This window comes from Rugosimonospora africana (assembly GCF_016862975.1).
Lineage (GTDB): Bacteria > Actinomycetota > Actinomycetes > Mycobacteriales > Micromonosporaceae > Rugosimonospora > Rugosimonospora africana.
Map to the genome: position 1 here is coordinate 92,653 of NZ_BONZ01000077.1, position 19,522 is coordinate 112,174.

Sequence of the window (19,522 nt, forward strand, 5' to 3'; positions counted from 1 at the left end):
GGGATTTCACGGTAACACGTCACCGACCGGTGCTGTCGGCGCACTCACCGGGGTGTCCGGTTCCTGTTGACCGGTGTTAACCGCGGTGTCGGTTCCCGGTTGATCCCCGTTGGCGTGCGTCGATGGCCGGACACCGCCGTCGGACCCACCCGGCGCGTCGCCCGCGGCGGCGCTCCCCGGCTCGGCCACGCCGGACGCGACGCCGACCGGCTCGCCGACGCCGGCCAGCGTCGGGCGTACCCCGGCAGGCACCTGCTCACCCAGCGGCAGCACGACGATCGTGCGGTCGTCGGCGTGGTCCAGGACCCGCAGCGCGGCCAGGGTCGCCAGCGGTACCGCGGTGGCCGCCGCCGCACCCGCCACGTTGAACCCGACCCCGTCCAGGAAACCGGCCAGGGCCGAGGCCACCGCGATGCCGATCAGCGCGGCCCGCATCGCCGGATAGATGCCGAACAGCCGCTTGAGCCCGCCGGTCGGGCGGAGCAGGACGAACACGATCAAGATCACTGAGCCGAGGACCACCAGGGTCAGCGGGCTGGTGACCACCGAGGTCCCGTTCGTCGCGCTGGTCGACTGCACCAGCGAGCCGCCGGTGCCGTTGCGGGCGGCGGACACGAACCGGCCCAGGCTGCCCCGGTCGCCGGCCGGCCGGTGCACGGCCAGCAGCGCGAAGCCGGTCGTCACCACCAGCCCGGTCAGGGTGGCCCAGGCCAGCCGGGCGAAGGTGAGGAACCCGCCGGTGCAGATGGCCGCCGCCACGCACACCCCGGCGGTCAGCGCGATCGCGCCGGCGGCCTCGGCGCCCAGGTACGGGCTGCCGACCAGGATCACCCCGACCGCGCCGAGGGCGGCGACGGCCACCGGACGCCACTTGCGGGCCAGCCGCTGAGCCAGCCACCCGGCCGCCAGCAGGATACCGGCGATGATCAGGCCGAGCCCGATCGTGCCCAGCCCGGCGTAGCGGCCCCCCTCGACCGCGGAGTACCCGGCGACGCCGTTGAGCTGCAACCGGGCCCCGGTCAGCACGTCGATCCCGACGATGCCGGCGCTGATCCCGCCGACCGCGCCGAGCGGCGCCAGCGTGCCCCTGCCCCGGGTGGCGAGCATCACCAGCACGGTCAGCCCGGCGACCACGCCGAGCGTCGAGATGGCGAAGATCAGGCCGGGTGCGCCGCTGCGCCACCAGGGCACCGCGTCGGCGATCAGCGCGCCGGGCACCGCCAGCGACGCGGCGACCAGCAGGACCTCGGCGGCCTGCACCAGCGCGACGGGTGCCGGCCGCAGCCGCCGCCCGGCAAGCCTCCGCGCCCGCCGCGCCCGGCGCAGCAGCGGCACGGCACCGGCGAACAGAACCAGCTCGAACAGGGTCAGGATGGCGAAGAACCAGCCGGCGACGTGCCGCTGCGCGTCGGCCTCGCGATCCGCGTCGGACAGGTGGGACACCGCGTTGACCACGTCGGTCGGCCGGCCGGGCGCGCTGTCCACCGGCTGGCCGGAGAACAGCTCGGTGGGCGCGGGCCGGTCCAGCGCGTTGAGCGTGGTCGGCGCGAGGTCGGTCAGCTGCAGGTACCCCTGGCGGGAGGTGCTGGAGGAGGTCAGCCAGCCGCCCCGGTACCCGGGCCCGTCGGCGATGGCCACGTGCAGCCGTGAGCTGCGGTCGGTGTCGGACAGGCCGGCCACCAGCACCAGCGACGACTTCGGCCGGCCGGCCAGCACGGTGGCCAGGTGCGCGTCGACCTGTCGCGCCTGTTCGGCACGCGCGTCCGGGTCGGTCGCGTCGAGCGTGCCGAGATCCACGATGGACAGCGGGCACTCCGACAGCAGCGGGCCGGGACGGGACGGCAGCGTCGGCTCGTACCGGTCGACCCGGCCGTACGGGCGGGCCGCCGCGATGGCCGCACCCTGACCGACGGCCACCGTGCAGCTCAACGCGTCGGCCAGCGCCCCGGGCTGGACGTGGTTTCCCAGCTGGCGGTTCCAGTCGGCGACGTCGGTCTCCTGGTCGGGCAGGGTGGCGCTGCGCCCCTGCTGCTGGATGCTGACCGTGGTCTGCGGGCACTCGTCGGTGATCTGCAGGGCCGGGTCGGTACGTTCCGCGTAGTTGCCCGCCCCCAGGGTCAGCCAGCCGTCCGGCGGGCAGGTCGGCGAGTGCGCGGAACGCACCGACAGCGCGCCGATCGAGCCCTGCTGGGCCAGCCGCCACAGGTTCGGGGTGTCGACCGGATCGACATCGTCCCACCGCAGGCCCGCCGTGCCGGCGACGATGACGTGCTCGACGTGCTCGCTGGGCGCCCCGGTGGCCGGCCTGGACACCAAGCCGAACACGCTGGCCAGCGCGAACGCCACGACGGCCAGGTACGGGATCATGCCGGCGCGGCGCATCAGCCGCCTACCGGGAGCCCGGTCAGCTCCGCGTACACGGCCGCGACCTGGTCAACGGTCTGCGCCTCGCTCGGCCACTGCCGGGCCCGGTCCAGGCTCCGCTCGCGGTACTCGGCGGCCAGCTTCGGGTCGTCCAGCAGCCGGGTCACGGCCTCGTCCAGCGCGTCCACGTCGCCCGGCGGCACCATCAGCCCGCCGTCGCCGATCAGGTCGGGCAGCCCGCCGACGGCGGTGGCGACCAGCGGCACGCCGGCCCGCATCGCCTCCTGGACGAACAACTGCCGGGCCTCCCAGACACTGCTGACCACCGCCAGGTCGGCGGCGCCGAGCAGGTCGGCGACGTCGCCACGGTGCCCGAGCAGGATCACCGGCGCCCGGGTGTTGGAGATCTGCGAGGCCAGGGTCATGTACAGCGGCCCGGTACCCGCGATCGCCACCACCGGGGCCGGCCGGCGAGTGCCCCACCGCACCGACGCCTCGATGAGGATCGCGTAGCCCTTCTGCGGGTGCAGCCGGCCCACCGACACGATCAGCGGCGCGTCCGCGTCGATCCCCAGCTCCTGGCGTACCTGCGCCGGCGACCGGTCGGCCACCAGTTCCGGCGCGGCCACCGGGCCCAGGCGCACGTCCGTGCCGCCCAGCGCGGTGGCCCGCTCGACCAGGTCGGTCGAGGCGCCCAGGGTCACCTGCGCGCTGCGGGCCACCCGGGTGGCAAGCGTCCGGGTCAGCCGGCCGCGCAGGCCGCTGCCGGCGGGTACCGGGTTGTGCCAGGTGACCACGAGCGGCACACCGGCCGGCCGGGCCCAGCCAGCGACCAGGCCGGCCCGCAGCCCGTGCGCGTGGACGATGTCGGGCCGGCGTGCGGCAAGCGCCCGGCGCAGGGTGGCCACCGCCCGGGCGTCACGCAGGTGCGGGCTGGCCGGGATCTCCACCGGTACGAAGTCGCCGGCGAAGTGGAACCGGTCGGCGGTGGCGGCCGGACCGTACACGGTCACCCGCGATCCCCGCGCGACCAGGCCGGCGGACAGCGACTCGATGTGCCGCCCGATGCCTCCCGTGCTGGAAGCGAGGACCAGAGCCACCTGCGCCGTCATCGGCCACCTCCCGTCCCCTCGGGTGGCGCCCCCGCGCCCCCGGCCGGCCGCGCCACGTCGGCCCCGTGCTCGGACCGCCCCGCCGCGACCCGATCCTCAGGCCGCGTCGCCTCGGACCGCGTCGCCTCGGCCCGGTGCTCGGGTCGCTGCGTCGCCGGATGCTCGATCCGTCCCGCGCCGGTCCGGCGCGCCAGCCGTCCGGCCCCGGCCCGACGGGCGAACCGGGCCAGCATCGGTCGCACGTCATGCCGGTCGACCAGGACCGCGACGCCGAGGAAGACGAGCGCGATCGTGACACCGGACAGGATGCCGCCCGCCACGACGCCGGAGTATCCCGGGGTGCCGCCGGGCGCCCGCGACACGACGCCCCAGCCGGTGCCGGTCAGCGGCCAGCGCACCACGATCCCCGCCAACGCGGCCAGCGTACCGGCCAGCACCGCGGTACCCGCCGCCCGACTCACCCCGGCCAGCGCACCGGCACCGACCCGGCGCCGGATCAGCGTCACCAGGACGGCACCCATCACCAGCATTCCGGCGGAGTTGGACGCGGCCAGCGCCGGTACCCGGTCCCGGGCCGGGAACAGCAGCGCGACCAGTACCCCGACGACGGCGACGCCGCCCCAGCCGGACAGTGTGGCCAACGCCGCGAAGCGGTTGTCCCGGCGCGCGTACAGGGCCCGGGAGTGCAGCGCGAACAGCCCGTACCCGAGCAGGCCGGGGGCGAAGCCGGCGATCGCGGCGGTCAGCGTACCGGCCTGCGGGGCCTTCGCCAGGTGCGCCAGGATCCAGGCGATCGGCCCGGCGAGCCCGACCAGGGCGGCCGCGCCCAGGGCGGACAGCAGCAGCACGCTGCGGGTCGCTGAGGCCAGGGTCTCCCGGAACCGTTGTGCCGCACCGGTTTCCACCGCGGTGGCCAGCGCCGGGTACGCCGAGGTGGCCACCGGCACGGCGAGCACCGCCCAGGGCACCAGGTACACGGTCTGGGCCTGGGTGAACACCACCAGCGAGCCCTTCGGGCTGTCCCAGTTGGCCAGTGCGATGATCAGCGCCAGGGTCAGCTGCTGGGAGGCGGCGGTGATCACCGCGACGCCGGCCAGTCCGCGTACCGAGCGGCGGACGTGGTCGTCCAGGCGCAGGGTGGGGCGCAGCCGCAGGCCGAGCCGCCGCAGCGGAATGATCAACGACAGGGACAGCACCACCACGCCCAGCGTGGTGCCCACCGACAGGATGAGCTGCCCGCCGATGCCGACCGCGGGGATGTCGAGCCGGCCCGGTTCGGCGGCGGCGAACGCCAGGTACGCGCCGATCACCGTGAGGCTCGACAGCAGCGGGGCCAGTACCGGCCAGGCGAACCGCCGGTGGGCCTGCAGCACCCCGCTCATCACGATGCCGACGCCGTACAGCGGCAGCTGGGGGGCGAACACCCGCAGCATCCCGGTCCCGACGCGCACCTCGTCCGGCGTACCGTGCGGTTCCAGCAGCCAGATCACCGGATGGGCGATCAGCCCGACCAGCACGGCGATCGGTACCAGCAGCAGCAGCACCCAGGTCAGCAGGCCGGACGCCGTCCGGCCGACCTCGTCGCGGTCGCGCCGGCTGACCGCGCCGGCCACCAGCGGCACCACCAGGGCGGCCAATGCCCCGTTGGCGACGATCTCGAAGATGATGTTGGGTGTGGTGTTCGCGGTCTGGTAGACGGCGCCCAGCAGGGTGAATCCGACCGCGTAGCCGAACACGAGGATGCGGGCGAACCCGACCAGCCGGCTGGCCAGGGTGAGCCCGGCGATCAGCGCGGCGGCGCGGGCGATCCTGGGTGGCGCGGCACCGCTGTCGCCGTCCACCGGTGCGGGCTCGCCGACCGCGGGCTCCCCGACCGCGGGCTCCCGCTCTGCCGCCAGGTCTCCGATCGCGGCCTTCCCGAGCGGCGCCGGCTGCCCGATCGCGGGCTCCCCCAGCGGCGCGGACGGCCCGATCGCGGGCTCCCCGAGCGGCCCGGCGCCCACCGGCTGCTCGGCACCGGCCGGCGCCACGGCGAGAGCATCGGTCTGCGCCGTGGCGGGAGCACCGGCCGGCGCCGTGGCGGGAGCACCGGCCGGCGCCGTGGCGGGAGCACCGGCCGGCGCCGTGGCGGGAGCATCTGCCTGTGCGACGGCGGGAGCATCGGTCGACGTTACGGCCGGACCATCGGTCGGTGACACGGCGGGAGCGCGGGTCGGCCCCCCGGACACGGGAGGCTGAGCACCGGACGACGAGGCCGCCACCGGGCTCAGCCGCTGCGCCGGCCGAGCGCGTCCAGCTCGCGCAGCCCCGGCGTCGCCTCGATGACCTTGGTGAAGCTGACCTTCTCGCTGGCCGCCGTGAGCCCGGCGATGCCGGCCAGCAGGGCGGCCCGCCCGACCGGCCCGGTACGCGCGGCCAGCGCCACGCCCAGCAGCGCACCCAGCGCGTTGGCGCCCGCGTCGCCCAGCATGATCTGCTCGCCGAGGTCTTCACGCAGCAGCGCGCCGGCCGCTCCGGCGGGGCCGGCCACCAGACCGCCGGCCGCGCCCGGCAGCAACGGCGCCCCGATGATCAGCCCGGCCTTCAACGCTCGCCCCGGCCGCAGGTCCAGCAGGTTGACCAGGTTGGCGGTGCCGGCGATCACCCCGGCGCCCAGCAGCACGTCGCCGACCCGTCCGGCTGCCGATCCGGGCCGCCGGCGGCCGCGCGTGCCCGAGCCCGCAACCGAGCCCCCGCGCCGGCCTGCCACCGCCGAGCCAGCGCCCGCGCCGCCGCGACCGACCAGGGTCGCCCCCGAGCCGCCGCGCCCGTCCCGGCCGGGCCGCTGGCGCCGGCCGGAGGCACCGCCGGCCGACCCGGCCCCACCCCGCCCGTCGCTGTCCAGCAGCGCGGAGGCGAGCAGCCCGGCCGCGCCCATCCCGGCGATCTTGACCAGTCCGCTGGTGATCCTGCCCTCGCGCAGCGCGCCGAGGTGGCCGCGGAAGCCCTTCGCCGACTTCTGCTCCGGCCGGGACCCGACCACGTCGTCGTAGAAGCCCACCCCGCCCGCACCCAGCCCGGCGCACAGTGCGGCCGCCGCGGCCGGTGCGCTCGCCGCGCCCAGTGCCGCCGTCGCCGACGCCGCCACGGCCAGCGCGGGCCCACCGGCGAGGCTCACCGTGTGCCCGCGGAAGTTGGTGCGCTCCAACCGCTGCGCCCCCGGCGCCCCACGCAGCGCCCGCAGTGCCGCTACGGCGGCCAGGCCGCCGGCCACCCCCAGCGCGATCCGGCGCACGCTCAGCTCCCCTGGACGAGCTTGGGCAGCATCGCCGTCGCGCCGCCGCCCAGCCCGTAGTGGCCGGCCCGGTTGAGTACCAGTTGCTCGTCGGCCGCCAGCGCGACCGCGACCTGCCCCTGCGGGGTGGCGAGGTTGTCGACCGTGGACACCGTCTTCTGCAGCGTCGGATCCGAGCGCAGCTGCGACACGATGTTGTCCGCACCGGTCGCGCCGTTGGTCGCCACGATCTCGGCACCGGCCTTGTCGAACTGGGCGGTCATGGTCAGCACGCTCTTGTTCTTCGCGTCAGCCTGCTGGTCGGTGTACGGCTGGGCGCCCAGCACCACGACCGCCTCGGCGGGGCCGGTCGGCTGTCCGGTCGGCTCGATGTAGTTGGCCTCCTTGAAGGAGGTCACCACGCTGCGCAGGCTGTCGGCGGACACCGGCGGGTTGTGGTCCAGCAGCACCGAGGCCAGCAGGTTGCTGGCCGTCTCGACCCCGTCGCTGTTGATGGTGTTGCTGGTCAGCCCGGCCGGCACGGTGGTACCGGCGAGGTCCAGCAGCCCCTCGTTGGAGGCCGGGTCGAAGAACTTGTCCTCGACCTCGATCTGACCGGTGACCTTCGCCCCGGCCATCGTGAGCATCTTGATCACGTCGTCGACGTAGGAACTGGTCGTCGACATCGACACGACCAGGACCCGGCGCCCGACCAGCCGACCCTGCAGCAGCATCGCCGCCGAGTCGGAGGCGTACCTCTCCTGCTTGCCCGCGCCCGCCTCCAGCTGGGTCACCTGGTCGCGGTACTGCTGGTTCTGCTTGCTCAGCGAGGTGACCTGCTCCTTGAGCGTGTCGACGAAGGTGCCGTTGAGCGCGGCGGTACCGACGACCAGGCCGATGGCCAGCGCGAGGAAGACGGCGGTCAGTGAGACCACGTGGTACCTGAAATTAATCACTAGAGCAGCCTCTGCACCGAATAGATGAAGTTGTCCCACCACTCGGCGGCCAAGCCGAGATAAGCCTTGCCGACCGTCGACACCGCGAGCGCGGACGCCATCGCGGCGATCGCCGACAGGATGAGCAGCAGTAGCGATGAGCCCGAGATGTTCTGCCGGTACAGCCGGCTCACACCCTTGGCGTCGACCAGCTTGCCACCGACCTTGAGCCGGGTCAGGAACGTCGAGGCCATTCCGCCGCGGCCCTTGTCCAGAAACTCTTCGAGGTTGTTGTGCGTGCCCACGGCGACGATCAGCGAGGCGCCCTTCTCGTCGGCGAGCAGCATCGCCAGGTCCTCGCTGGTCGCCGCGGCCCGGAAGGTCAGCGCCGCGACCCCGAGCTGGTGGACCCGGGCCAGGCCCGGGGCGCGCCCGTCGGGGTACGCGTGGACGATGACCTCCGCGCCGCAGCGCAGGGCGTCGTCGGTCACCGAGTCCATGTCCCCAATGATCACGTCTGGGCTGTATCCGGCCTCGACGAGCGCGTCCGCGCCGCCGTCGACGCCGATGAGCACCGGCTTGAACTCCCGGATGTACGGGCGCAGCACGTCCAGGTCGGCCTGGTAGTCATAGCCGCGGACGACCATCAGCACGTGCCGCCCGGCGATGCGCGTCTCGATGTCCGGCACGCCGACGCCGTCGAGCAGCAGCTCACGCTCCTGCTTGAGGTATTCCATGGTGTTGGCGGCGAACGCCTCCAACTGGATCGACAGGCTCTCCCGGGCGCCGGACATCGCGGCCGCGACCGATTCCGTGTCCTGCCGGTTACCCTGTGCGATCGATTCGCCACGCCGCTGCACCCGGTCGTCTTCCACGGCGATCAGGTCGCCCTCGCGCAGCTGCTCGAACAGTTCCTCGCCCAGGTCGTCGACGAGCGGGATGCCGGCGCGAACGAGAACCTCCGGCCCGAGGTTCGGATACCGGCCGGAGATCGACGGTTTCGCGTTGAGAACCGCGGCAACACCCACAGCGACCAGGGAGTCGGCGGCGACCCGGTCCAGATCGACGTGGTCGATCACGGCTACGTCACCGGGGCGTAGCCGTCCGACCAGCCGCTTGGTCCGTCGGTCGAGCCGCGCGATACCGGTGATCACGCCCGGATCGGCGCTCCGGGCCCGGCGCAACGTAGGTAGACGCATCGTGACCCATCCTGACACGTCCCTACGACTAAGTCCGTCCCGACGTACACCAAGTCACTCTTCGTGTCGATCTTGGTGGCGGGCCCACGTCCGCGAACGCGGAGTTCAGCCGTGCTTCTCCCGATCGGCCACGGCGAGTAATTCCTCGGCATGCGCGATGCCCAGGTCCGAATCGGGCAGACCGGCAAGCATCCGGGCAAGTTCCCTCGCCCGCTCGGTGGATTCCACCGCGTGCACGCCACTGGTCGTCACCGCACCGCCGGTGTCCTTCGCCACCACGAGGTGCTGATCGGCGAACGCGGCCACCTGCGGCAGGTGCGTGACCACCAGGACCTGATGCGCGCGGGCCAGCCGGGCCAGCCGCCGACCGATCTCGACCGCGGCCTGCCCACCGACGCCCGAGTCCACCTCGTCGAAGACCAGCGTGGGCGGGCCACCGGCGCCAGCGAACACCACCTCGATGGCCAGCATGACCCGGGACAGCTCGCCGCCCGAAGCGCCCTTCTGCAACGGCAGGGCGGGCGCGCCCGGGTGGGCGAGCAGGCGCAGCTCGATGTCGTCGGCGCCGTCGGGCCCCACCCCGCACTCCGTGCCGGCGACGGTCAACGTGGGCTCACCGCGCCCGGCCGGCCGCGGCCCCACCACGACGTCGACCCGCGCGTGCGGCATGGCAAGCCCGGCCAGTTCCACGGTGACCGCGTCGGCGAACCGGCCGGCTGCCTCGCGCCGCCCGGCCGACACCCGCGCCGCGATCTCGGCCACCTCACCGGCCAGCCGGACCCGCTCCCGGTCCAGCTCCTCCAGCAGTTCGTCGGAGGTGTCCAGTTCGGCGAGGCGGGTGCGGGCGTGCTCCGCCCAGGCGATCACCCCGTCGACGTCCTCGGCGTACTTGCGGGTCAGCGCGCGCAGCGCGGCCCGCCGCTCGTACACGTCCTGCAGGCGGGCCGGGTCGGCGTCCAGCACGTCCAGGTAGCTGCCCAACTCCACCGCCACGTCGGCGACCAGGGTGGCCGCCTCTTCCAGCCGGGCGGCCAGCTCCCCGAGCTGGCGGTCCACAGTGGACTGGCCCTCGAGCGTGCGGCGGGCCAGGCCCAGCAGGCTGGTCGCGTCGGGCGCTTCGTCACCGGCGTCGGGCGCCCCGGCCACCGCCTGGTGGGCCAGCTGCGCCGCGGCGCGCAGACCCTCGGCGTGCTCCAGCCGCTGCGCCTCCTCGCGCAGCACCTCGTCCTCGCCCGGCTGCGGATCGACCCGGGTGATCTCGTCCAGGCCCAGGCGCAGCAGGTCGGCCTCCTGGTTGCGCTCCCGCGCGTTGCGCCTGCGGTCGGCCAGGTCGTCCTCGACCGCGCGCCACTGCTGGTAGCGCTCGCGCATCTCGGCGAGCGTCTTGTCGTGATCGGAGCCGGCGAACCGGTCCAGCGCGGAGCGCTGCTCACCCGGGCGCAGCAGGCGCAGCTGGTCGGACTGGCCGTGCACGGCCACGACCTGCTCCCCGACCTCGCCCAGGATGGCGACCGGCACCGTGCGCCCGCCGATGTGCGCCCGCGAGCGCCCCTCCGCGGTGACCGTGCGGGACAGCACCACGCTGCCGTCCTCGTCGGGTTCGGCGCCCGCGTCGACCACCCGCTCGGCGACCGCCGCGGCGGTCGCGCCGGACAGCCGCAGCCGGCCCTCGACCAGCGCGCGTCCCGGCTGCGCCCGCACCCGGGCGGCGTCGGCCCGCCCACCGAACAGCAGGCCGAGACCGGTCACCACCATGGTCTTGCCGGCGCCGGTCTCGCCAGTGATGACGTTCATCCCCCGGGTGAGGGGAAGGGTGGTGTCCTCGATGACCCCGAGCCCGGTGATGCGCAGCTCCTCAAGCACGGAATGACACTATCCGTGCCCTGGGACACCCCGCCAGGCCGGCACCCGGTCCCGGGTCCCGTTCGACCGTTCCGGCCTGGCGTTATGCGCGCTCGGGTCGATGACGTGACAGGTTTTCCACAGGCCGCCGGATCACGCGGGTGCCGCGCCGCGCTGCCGGCGGGCGCTGTCCGCGGCGACGCTGTCCAGCAGGTACCCGAGGCCCAGCTCGAACAGCGCGTCCAGGTCGAGGTCGTAGCCGGTCTCGGTGAGCGTACCCAGCACCCGGCCGAAGGTCGGGTAGCGCCCGGACGTGACCATCGCGTCCATCGCCGGGCCCTGCCGCTCCATCCACTCCTCGTCGGACAGGCCGCTGGTGGCCGCGGCGCGCGCCTCGCTCTCCAGGTGCGTGGCCAGCCCCTGGACGTGCGCGTACAGCAGGATCTGCCGGTCGAGCATCTCGGCATCGGTGAACCCGAGGCCGTCCAGGGCGGCCAGCGACCGGTCGGCGTGGGTGGCGAGGTTGGCCAGCGGCAGCGGCCGGGTCAGCGGAGTGACCTGGGCCAGCCACGGGTGCCTGCGGTGCAGCCGCCACAGCGTGCGCCCGACCAGCTCCAGGTGCGCCCGCCAGTCCGGCGGCGGTGCGTCGGGGTAGCCCTCCTCGCCGTACGCCTCGTCGGCCATCAGCACGACCAAGTGCTCCTTGCCGTCGACATAGCGGTACGGCGACATGGCGGACACGCCCAGCCGGGCCGCGACGCCGCGCATGGACAGTCCGTCCAGCCCCTCGGTGTCGGCGATCTCGATGCCGGCGCGCACCACCCGCTGGCGGGTCAGCTCGTGCTCGGTCCCGGTGCGGGACTGCCGGCTGCCGCCGGCCGGCTGCCCGGCCCCTGCCCCTGCCGATGGCGCCGGCTCGGGGGCGCCGGCCACCACGGTGCCGACCCGCGGCCGGGCGCGCACCAGCCCCTCGGCGTGCAGCAGCGCCAACACCTTCGTCGCCGTGGCCAGCGCGACGTTCCAGTCCCGGGCGATCTGCCGGGTCGACGGCAGGCGGTCGCCCGGCGCCAACTCTCCGCCGGTGATCCGGCGGCGCAGGTCGGCGGCGATGCGCTGGTACGGCGGTCCCGAGACGGTCACGGCGGAAATCTCCTCTCCTGTACTAGTACAGAACGGTAGCAGATCCGACCTTGCATGCGCTGTTCTTACGTCGTACATTCAGTCGCGTACACCGTAAATAGAGGAGGAAGATCGTGGCAACCGCGCTCATCTCGGGGGCCGGCGTCGCCGGCACCGCCCTGGCCTACTGGCTGCACCGCCACGGGTTCGCCGTGACCGTCGTCGAGCGGGCGCCGGGGCTGCGCCCGGGTGGCCAGGCGATCGACGTACGCGGCGTCGCACTCGACGTCATCGAGCGGATGGGCATCCTGCCCCAGGCGCAACAGCTGCGCACCCGCATGCGCGGCATGTCGGTGCTCGACAGCGACGGCAACGAGATCATGCGGTCGACCGAGGCGACCTACAGCAGCGGCCGGCTCGACAGCCCGGACATCGAGATCCTGCGCGAAGACCTCAACCGCCTGACCTACGAGCAGACCCGCGAGCACGTCGAGTACGTCTTCGGCGACGCCATCGCGGCGATCACGCAGGACGCCGGCGGCGCCCGGGTGGACTTCGAGCGCGGCGCGTCCCGGACCTTCGACCTGGTGCTGGGCGCCGACGGCCTGCACTCGGCCGTGCGGCGGCTGGTCTTCGGGCCGGAAGCGGACTTCCTCCGCCCGATGAACACCTACCTGGCGGTCTTCGGCATGGACAACATCCTCGACCTGGACAACTGGCAACTGTGGGTGCAGGCCGGGCACGCCGGATACGCCTTGTACCCGGTGCACGACAACACCGAGCTACGGGTCACGCTCGGCTTCGGCGGCGAACCGGTCGAGTTCGACCACCGCGACGTCGACGCGCAGAAGCGCCTGGTGACCGAGAAGCTGTCCGGCGTCGGCTGGGAGACACCGCGACTGCTCAAGGGGATGGACGAGGCGACCGACTTCTACTTCGACGAGATGGCGCAGATCTCCATGGACCGCTGGTCGGCGGGGCGGGTCGCGCTGCTCGGCGACGCGGCGTACTGCCCGTCACCCATGTCCGGCCAAGGCACGAGCCTGGCGCTGGTCGGCGCGTACGTGCTGGCCCAGGAACTCGCCCGGGCCGGCGGCGACCACCCGGCCGGGTTCGACCGGTACGAGCGGCGGATGCGCCCGTTCGTCGCGCTCAACCAGGCGCTGGCCACGGAGAACCCGGGTGGGCCGCCGGCCGAGGAGTCGGTCGAGCGGGCCAAGCACGCGATCACGCTGGATTGACGGAGCGCTTCGACTGGTCTGGCTCGGCGTGTCTGTCACCGCGCGACGACCCAGACCAGTCGCGGGTCAGCGACCGCCCCGCCAGCCGTCCACCGGCAGGCCGAACTTGGCCACCAGCCGGTCGGTGAACGGCCGCGGGTGTAGCCGCACCACCCGCACCGGAAGTTCACCCCGGCACACCGTGACCACCGTGCCCGGGCTCAGGTCGAACACCCGCCGCCCGTCACAGCTCAGCACCGCCGAGGTCGTGTACGGGTCGACCGTGACCGTGATGGTCGACGTGGGCGCGGTCACCAGCGGCCGGCTGAACAGCGCGTGCGCGCTGATCGGTACCAGCAGCAGCGCCTCCACCTCCGGCCACACCACCGGCCCGCCGGCCGAGAACGCGTACGCGGTGGATCCGGTGGGCGTCGCACACACCACCCCGTCGCAGCCGTACCGGGACAGCGAACGCCCGTCGACGTCGACGAGCAGTTCCAGCATCCGCTCCCGCTCGCCCTTCTCCACGCTCATCTCGTTGAGCGCCCAGGAGCGCACCGGCGCGGAGCCGGCCTTCTCGGCGACCACGTCGATGGTCAGCCGCTCGTCCACCGTGTACGACCGGTTCACCACGTCCTGGACGGCCTTGTCGATGTCCTCGATCTCCGCCTCGGCGAGAAAGCCCACCTTGCCCAGGTTGATGCCCAGCAGCGGCGCCCGGGCCGGCCGGGCCAGCTCGGCGGCGCGCAGCAGCGTGCCGTCGCCGCCCAGCGCGAACACGATCTCCACACCCTCGGCGGCGTCCGGGCCCGAGGCCGGCACCACGCCGGGCATGTCCAGATCGGGTGCCTCTTCGGCGATCACCCGTACCGTGAAGCCGGCGTCGTGCAGGTCCGCGGCGACCGTACGGGCATGCTGCGTGCTGTCGCGGCGCCCGGTATGGGTGACAAGCAACGCCTCCCTGCTCACTGACCCACCTCCCGGCCGACGATGGTACGAACCTCCGTCTCGTCGACACCGGGCGCGTCCCGGCGCAGCCAGAGGAAGAATTCCACGTTGCCCGACGGACCGGGCAGCGGGCTGGTCGCCACGCCGGCCACCCCGAGTCCGAGTTCGGCGGCGTACCGGGCCACGTCGAGCACGGCCTCGGCGCGCACCTGCGGGTCACGCACCACACCACCGGCACCGACCCGTCCCTTGCCCACCTCGAACTGCGGCTTGACCATCGGTACCAGGTCGCCATCGGGTGCCGTGCAGGCGACCAGTGCCGGCAGCACCAGACGGAGCGAGATGAACGACAGGTCGGCCACGGTCAGCTCGGCCGGTCCGTCGATCTGCTCCGGAGTCAGCGCCCGTACGTTGGTGCGGTCGTGCACCACCACTCTCGAGTCGGTACGCAGCGACCAGGCCAGCTGCCCGTACCCGACGTCCACCGCGACCACCTGCCGGGCACCGGCGCGCAGCAGCACGTCGGTGAAGCCGCCGGTGGACGCCCCGGCATCCAGGCACCGCCGGCCCTCCACGGAAAGACCGCGCGGACCGAACTCCGCCAGGGCTCCGGCCAGCTTGTGCCCGCCGCGCGAAACGTACTCGTCGCTCGGGTCGCCGCCCAGCACCCGTACCGGGTCGGCCGGGTCGACCATGGCGGCGGCCTTGTGCGCGGCCGTCCCGCGTACCTCGACGCGCCCGGCGTCGATCAACTCCACCGCCTGTTCCCGGGACCGGGCCAGGCCACGACGGACCAGTTCGGCATCCAGCCGGGTACGTCTTGCCATCAGGTCTGATCGATGGTGGCCAGCGTCTGCTGAAGCACCCGGTGAGTCTCCTCGTACGCTGCGACCTGTTCGGCGGCGGGCTGCCCGGCGACCCGGTCGAGCTGCGCCAGGGCCGCGTCGACCAGTGGATGCCCGGTCGGCCCGGACGCCTGGCTCTCCCCGCTCGTGCCGGGGGCGGCCTCCGGTCCGGTACCCACGCCGGCCACGACCGGATCCGGGCCCAGACCGCCCCCGGTCGGGTATCCGTCCATCCCGGTCACGCCTGACCCAGCTCGCCGGCCGCGCCCGGGGCCGCCTTCTTGGCCGCCTTCTTCGCGACCGCCTTCTTGGCCACCGCCTTACTCGGCGCCACCTTGCTCGGCGTGACCGACGATCCGGCCTTCTTCGCCACCACCCGCGACGGGGTCACCTTCACCACCGCGTCGCCCGTGCTGGCCTTCCGCACGGTCACCCGGGGGCTCTTGGCCGCCGTGGCCGTCGGACCGGCGGCGGCCGGATCCAGCGCCGCCGCGGCCTTCTTCGCCGCCGTCTTCTTGGCGACGGTCTTCTTCGCGACCTTGCGGACCGCCTTGACCGGCCCGGCCGCGCCGACCGGCACGCCGACCGTGGTGGTGGTCGCCGGCGCGGTGGCGGCCGCTGTCTGCGCCTCGCTGAGCTCCTGCTCCAGCTCCCGTACCCGGGTGGTCAGCTCGGAGACCTCCTCGGCGGTGGCCAGGCCGACCCGGCCCAGCGCCCGGTCCAGCTCGAACCGGACCAGCCGGGTGATCGCCTCCCGGTTCGCCATGCTGGTGCTGATCAACTCCTCGGCCATGCTCTGGAGCTGCTCGGCGGTCGCGTTGCCCCGGCCCACCAGCTTCTTGGCGACGCTCGTCGCGCGCTTACGGGACGTCTCGGTCAGCCCCATCGCCAGATCTAGATATGCCCGCCACGCTTCCTGCATCGAGCGAAGATCCTCGCGTCCTGCCATGACCGTCACACCTCGTCAATTTCGCGCCGACATCTGCGTACTGCTGCCACGCTACAAGGGACGCGGTCGCCGCGGTGCGGTACCGTGCCGAGACACCGCACATCGCGGGGGAAAGCCGGTACAGGAGGCGAAATGGCGACGGTGGATGAGTGTCGGACGGCTCTGCACGAGCTGTCCGACCGGATGGCGGAGCACGCGGCGGAGGTCGGGACGAAAATCGACCTGGACCGCCCGCTTGCCTGCACCATCAAGGATCTCGGCGTCTCGTTTCACGGCCGGCTGACCGGCGGGCGGCTCGTCGACCTCACCGACGGCGACGACCCGAAGGCGAAGATCCGCTTGACCACCACCAGCGACGACCTGCTCGCCTTGGTCGCCGGCCAGCTGGACCTGGCGAAGTCCTGGGCCTCCGGCCGCGTGTCGATCAACGCCAACCCGTTCGACCTGCTCAAGCTGCGCAAGTTGATGTGACGGACGGCTCAGCCGGTCAGGCGCAGGACACGTAGCGCCTCTTCCGCCGCGGAACCCGCCGCCATCACCGCGTCCGGCGGCCCGCCGTCCCAGGAGTGCGCGGCAAGCAGCCGCAGCGCTTCGACGGGGGTACCTTCCCCGGCCAGCTCCAGGGCGTCCCCCTCGCGGCTCACCCGCCAGCCGCTGGCCGACTGGTCTGGGTCGCCGCGCGGCGTCAGACGCGCCGAGCCAGACTCGTCGCTCGACGAGTCCACTGTGAACAGTCCGGTGAGGTCGAACGCGACGAACGTCGGCCGCTGGTGCGCCGGCGCGGCGAGGAGGTCCTGGGCCGTGCTCACCCCGGTGAGTACCAGGACACTGTCCATCCCGGCCCGCACGGCGCCCTCGATGTCGGTGTCCAGCCGGTCGCCGACCACCACCGGCCGCTGCGCCCCGATCCGCTTGGCGGCCTGGTTGAACAGGGCCGGCTCGGGCTTGCCCACGATCGCGTCCGGCGCCCGGTCCAGCGCGGTAACCAGCGCCGCGACCAGGGAACCATTGCCCGGCAGGGGGCCGCGCGGCGACGGCAGCGTACGGTCGGCGTTCGTCGCCACCCACAGCGCACCGGCACGGATCGCCACGCTCGCCTCGGCCAGCATGCGCCACCCGACGTCCGGCCCGTACCCCTGCACGACCGCGGCCGGCGCGTCCTCTGCCGTGTCGACCGGTTCCAGCCCGGCCCCGGCGATCTCCGCGCGCAGCGCGTCGGCTCCGACGATCAGCACGCGGGAGCCGGCCGGCAACCGTTCGGCGAGCAGCCGGGCGGCGGCCTGCGGCGAGGTGATCACCTCGTCGGCGGAGGCCGGGATCCCGAGCGAGACCAGCAGCGCGGCGACATCCTGCGGGAGCCGGCCGGCGTTGTTCGTCGCGTACGCGAGCGCCCGGTGCTCCTCATGCAACCGGTTGATCGCGTCGGCGGCACCCGGGACCGGCTCGGTACCCAGGTAGACCACGCCGTCAAGATCGAAGATGATCAGGTCGTACCCATCGACGACCCGCGCCTGCCCACTCATGCAGGGGTACCCTCGCCCGGCGCACCGCCCGCCCCCGGCCGCCGATCCCCGGCGCCGTCGGTGTCGAACTCGTCGTCGAGGTCCTTGACGTCCGCGTCGTCCACGTCGACCTCGTCGCGATCGGCCGGGCGGCTGTCGCGCTCGCGCGACTCCCCGCCGGTCTCGTCGAGATCGTCGTCGCCTCGGTCGTCCCGGTCCTCGTCGTCATCATCTTCGACGTCCCGGTCGTCGTCATCTTCGTCGTCGTCTTCGTCATCTTCGTCGTCGATGCCGATGGCGTCGCTGACGTCGGCTGGGTGGACCCGATCGCCGCGCTCGTCGTCATATCCGAGCTCGTCGTCGTCTTCGTCTTCGTCTTCGTCTTCGTAGTCGTCGTCATCGTCGTACTCGTCGGCGTCGTCGTCTTCGTCGCGATCGGCGGCGACATCGTCGTCGTCGAACTCGGCCTCGTCGTCGTCAGCGGCGTCGTCATCGTCGTGCTCGTCGGCGTCGTCCTCGTCGCGATCGGCGGCGACGTCATCGCCGTCGCGCCTGTCATCGCCGCGCCCGTCGCCGTCGTCTTCGGAGTACTCGCCTTCCTCGGAGTACTCGTCGTCGGGGTCCTCGGCCTCGTCCAGGGTCACGCCGTCGAGTTCCAGCAGGCGCTCGGCCGCGTCCGTGGTGGCCTCGTCGTCAGCCTCCACGGCACGAGCGAACCATTCCCGCGCCTCGTCGCGCCGGTCAGCGGCCAGCAGCCCGTCCGCGTACGCGTACCGGAGCCGGGCCGCCCACGGCGCGTCGACGCCAAGCTCCCGTACCTGGAGCATCGCCAGCGCCGCCTCGTCCTGGCCGAGGTCGCGTCGCGCTCCCGCCGCCACGATCAGCAGCTCGATCGCCTCGCCCGAATCGAGCTGGCCGCGGTCGGCCGACCGGTAGATGTCGATCGCCTTCTCCGGGCGGCCCAGGGCCCGCTCGCAGTCCGCCAGCACCGCCAGATGGGTCTGCTGACCGGTCATCCGGTGGTAGGTGCGCAGCTCCGCGACAGCGGTCTGCCACTGCCCTGCGTGGTACGCGGCGATCCCGACCGCCTCCCGTACCACCGGGATACGCGAGGCGAGCCTGCGCGCGGCGATCGCGTGCTCCAGCGCCGTCTCGGGGTCGTCGTCGACCAGCTGACCGGCGGCCACCAGCCGGCGGGCGACAGTCTCGGCCACCGACCGCGACAGCGAGCGCAGCTCGGCGCGTACGTCGTTGTCGAGCATGTCCGGGGTGATGCTCTCGTCCAGTTCCGGGCCGGTCTCCCGGGCTCCGACCTCTCGCCGGAAGGTCTCCCGGCCACGGTCGGTGCGAGCCTGCTCGTCCCGGGGGCGGTCGGCCCAGCGGCCGGCGTCACGCGGTGCCTCGTCGCGCCGGTACCCGCCGCGCGGTGCCTCATCACGTCGGGCGCCGTCGCGGGGTGCCCGGTCGGCACGGTCGTACCGGCCCCGGTCCGGCCGCTCGGCCGGGCCACGATCGCGGGGACCACGATCGCGGTCGAAACCACGGTCACGGCCGGCGCCACGGTCGCGGTCGAAGCCTCCGGGCCGCTGGGGCCTGTCGTCACGCCGGAATCCGCCACGGTCCTCGCGCGGCCGGTCATCACGGGCACGGTCCTGGCGGAAGCCCGGGCGCTCATCGCGCCGGTACCCACCCCGGTCGTCCTGCCGGTAACCGCCCCGGTCGTCCCGGCGGTAGCCGCCGCGATCCTCACGGGGCCGATCGTCACGCGGCCGGTCGCCCCGGAAGCCCGGCCGGTCACCACGGAACCCGGGCCGGTCGTCGCGCCGGAACCCGCCCCGGTCCTCACGCGGACGGTCCTCACGCGGGCGGTCGTCGCGCCGGTAGCCGCCGCGGTCGTCGCGGGGCCGGTCATCACGCGGCCGGTCACCACGGAACCCGGGTCGGTCATCGCGCCGGAACCCGCCGCGGTCCTCACGGGGCCGGTCATCACGAGGTCGGTCACCACGGAACCCGCCACGGTCGTCGCGCGGCCGATCGTCACGCGACCGGTCGCCACGGAAACCCGGACGGTCGCCACGGAACCCGGGACGATCGTCACGCCGGAACCCACCGCGATCCTCACGCGGACGGTCATCGCGCCGGAACCCACCGCGATCCTCACGGGGCCGGTCATCGCGCCGGTAGCCGCCACGGTCCTCACGGGGCCGGTCATCACGCGACCGGTCACCACGGAA

16 protein-coding genes and 1 pseudogene are annotated in these 19,522 nt (G+C 73.6%); 3 read left to right on the forward strand and 14 right to left on the reverse strand.

The window, feature by feature from the left end; all coding sequences use genetic code 11:
• Positions 1–6: 6 nt before the first annotated feature.
• The 8 genes from Raf01_RS36665 to Raf01_RS36700 form a co-directional block, all read right to left on the reverse strand.
• Positions 7–2,382: an MFS transporter gene (locus Raf01_RS36665; protein ID WP_203922697.1), complete on the reverse strand. Its 2,376-nt coding sequence runs from the start codon at positions 2,380–2,382 to the stop codon at positions 7–9.
• A complete protein-coding gene (locus Raf01_RS36670) occupies positions 2,382–3,476 on the reverse strand; it encodes a glycosyltransferase family 4 protein (RefSeq protein ID WP_203922698.1) in 1,095 nt (364 codons plus the stop codon). The genes Raf01_RS36665 and Raf01_RS36670 overlap by 1 nt, the downstream gene beginning before the upstream one ends.
• Positions 3,473–5,317: a murein biosynthesis integral membrane protein MurJ gene (murJ, locus tag Raf01_RS36675; protein WP_373319693.1), complete on the reverse strand. Its 1,845-nt coding sequence runs from the start codon at positions 5,315–5,317 to the stop codon at positions 3,473–3,475. Before murJ ends, Raf01_RS36670 begins: the two co-directional genes overlap by 4 nt.
• A 425-nt stretch (positions 5,318–5,742) precedes the next feature.
• The gene (locus Raf01_RS36680) at positions 5,743–6,690 is read right to left on the reverse strand and encodes a hypothetical protein (protein ID WP_373319695.1); all 948 of its coding nucleotides are present in this window, start codon (positions 6,688–6,690) and stop codon (positions 5,743–5,745) included.
• A gap of 62 nt (positions 6,691–6,752) precedes the next feature.
• Positions 6,753–7,685, reverse strand: a complete 933-nt coding sequence (locus Raf01_RS36685) for a copper transporter (protein ID WP_203922700.1) — start codon at positions 7,683–7,685, stop codon at positions 6,753–6,755.
• Positions 7,685–8,863, reverse strand: coding sequence for a putative cytokinetic ring protein SteA (gene steA, locus Raf01_RS36690; RefSeq protein ID WP_203922701.1), 1,179 nt, complete (start codon positions 8,861–8,863; stop codon positions 7,685–7,687). Before steA ends, Raf01_RS36685 begins: the two co-directional genes overlap by 1 nt.
• Before the next feature lie 105 nt (positions 8,864–8,968).
• Positions 8,969–10,726, reverse strand: coding sequence for a DNA repair protein RecN (gene recN, locus Raf01_RS36695; RefSeq protein ID WP_203922702.1), 1,758 nt, complete (start codon positions 10,724–10,726; stop codon positions 8,969–8,971).
• A gap of 132 nt (positions 10,727–10,858) precedes the next feature.
• A complete protein-coding gene (locus Raf01_RS36700; RefSeq protein ID WP_239134253.1) occupies positions 10,859–11,845 on the reverse strand; it encodes a TetR/AcrR family transcriptional regulator C-terminal domain-containing protein in 987 nt (328 codons plus the stop codon).
• 113 nt (positions 11,846–11,958) lie between these two features.
• Between Raf01_RS36700 and Raf01_RS36705 the strand changes: the two genes are divergently transcribed.
• The gene (locus tag Raf01_RS36705; RefSeq protein WP_203922704.1) at positions 11,959–13,065 is read left to right on the forward strand and encodes an FAD-dependent monooxygenase; all 1,107 of its coding nucleotides are present in this window, start codon (positions 11,959–11,961) and stop codon (positions 13,063–13,065) included.
• A 66-nt stretch (positions 13,066–13,131) separates the two neighbouring features.
• Here the strand turns inward: Raf01_RS36705 and Raf01_RS36710 are convergent, their stop codons facing one another.
• From Raf01_RS36710 to Raf01_RS36725, 4 genes are read right to left on the reverse strand one after another with little or no spacing between them, the layout of a single operon-like run.
• Complete coding sequence (locus Raf01_RS36710) at positions 13,132–14,013, reverse strand: NAD kinase (RefSeq protein ID WP_203922705.1); 882 nt, start codon at positions 14,011–14,013, stop codon at positions 13,132–13,134.
• A complete protein-coding gene (locus Raf01_RS36715; protein WP_203922706.1) occupies positions 14,010–14,819 on the reverse strand; it encodes a TlyA family RNA methyltransferase in 810 nt (269 codons plus the stop codon). The genes Raf01_RS36710 and Raf01_RS36715 overlap by 4 nt, the downstream gene beginning before the upstream one ends.
• Entirely contained in the window at positions 14,819–15,079 is a 261-nt protein-coding gene (locus Raf01_RS36720; RefSeq protein WP_203922722.1) for a hypothetical protein, read from the reverse strand. The genes Raf01_RS36715 and Raf01_RS36720 overlap by 1 nt, the downstream gene beginning before the upstream one ends.
• Positions 15,076–15,759, reverse strand: coding sequence for a phasin family protein (locus tag Raf01_RS36725; RefSeq protein ID WP_239134264.1), 684 nt, complete (start codon positions 15,757–15,759; stop codon positions 15,076–15,078). Before Raf01_RS36725 ends, Raf01_RS36720 begins: the two co-directional genes overlap by 4 nt.
• 159 nt (positions 15,760–15,918) lie before the next feature.
• Here Raf01_RS36725 and Raf01_RS36730 point away from each other — a divergent pair, with 159 nt between their 5' ends.
• A complete protein-coding gene (locus Raf01_RS36730; RefSeq protein WP_203922708.1) occupies positions 15,919–16,257 on the forward strand; it encodes an alkyl sulfatase C-terminal domain-containing protein in 339 nt (112 codons plus the stop codon).
• An 8-nt stretch (positions 16,258–16,265) separates the two neighbouring features.
• Here the strand turns inward: Raf01_RS36730 and Raf01_RS36735 are convergent, their stop codons facing one another.
• A complete protein-coding gene (locus tag Raf01_RS36735) occupies positions 16,266–17,309 on the reverse strand; it encodes an HAD-IIA family hydrolase (protein WP_203922709.1) in 1,044 nt (347 codons plus the stop codon).
• Positions 17,306–18,475 (reverse strand): tetratricopeptide repeat protein, encoded by a 1,170-nt coding sequence (locus Raf01_RS50075; protein ID WP_239134254.1) that lies wholly within the window; start codon positions 18,473–18,475, stop codon positions 17,306–17,308. Before Raf01_RS50075 ends, Raf01_RS36735 begins: the two co-directional genes overlap by 4 nt.
• Here Raf01_RS50075 and Raf01_RS50080 point away from each other — a divergent pair.
• Positions 18,425–19,522 (forward strand): annotated as a pseudogene (locus tag Raf01_RS50080) (hypothetical protein); the annotation flags it as partial. The gene Raf01_RS50075 and the pseudogene Raf01_RS50080 overlap by 51 nt on opposite strands.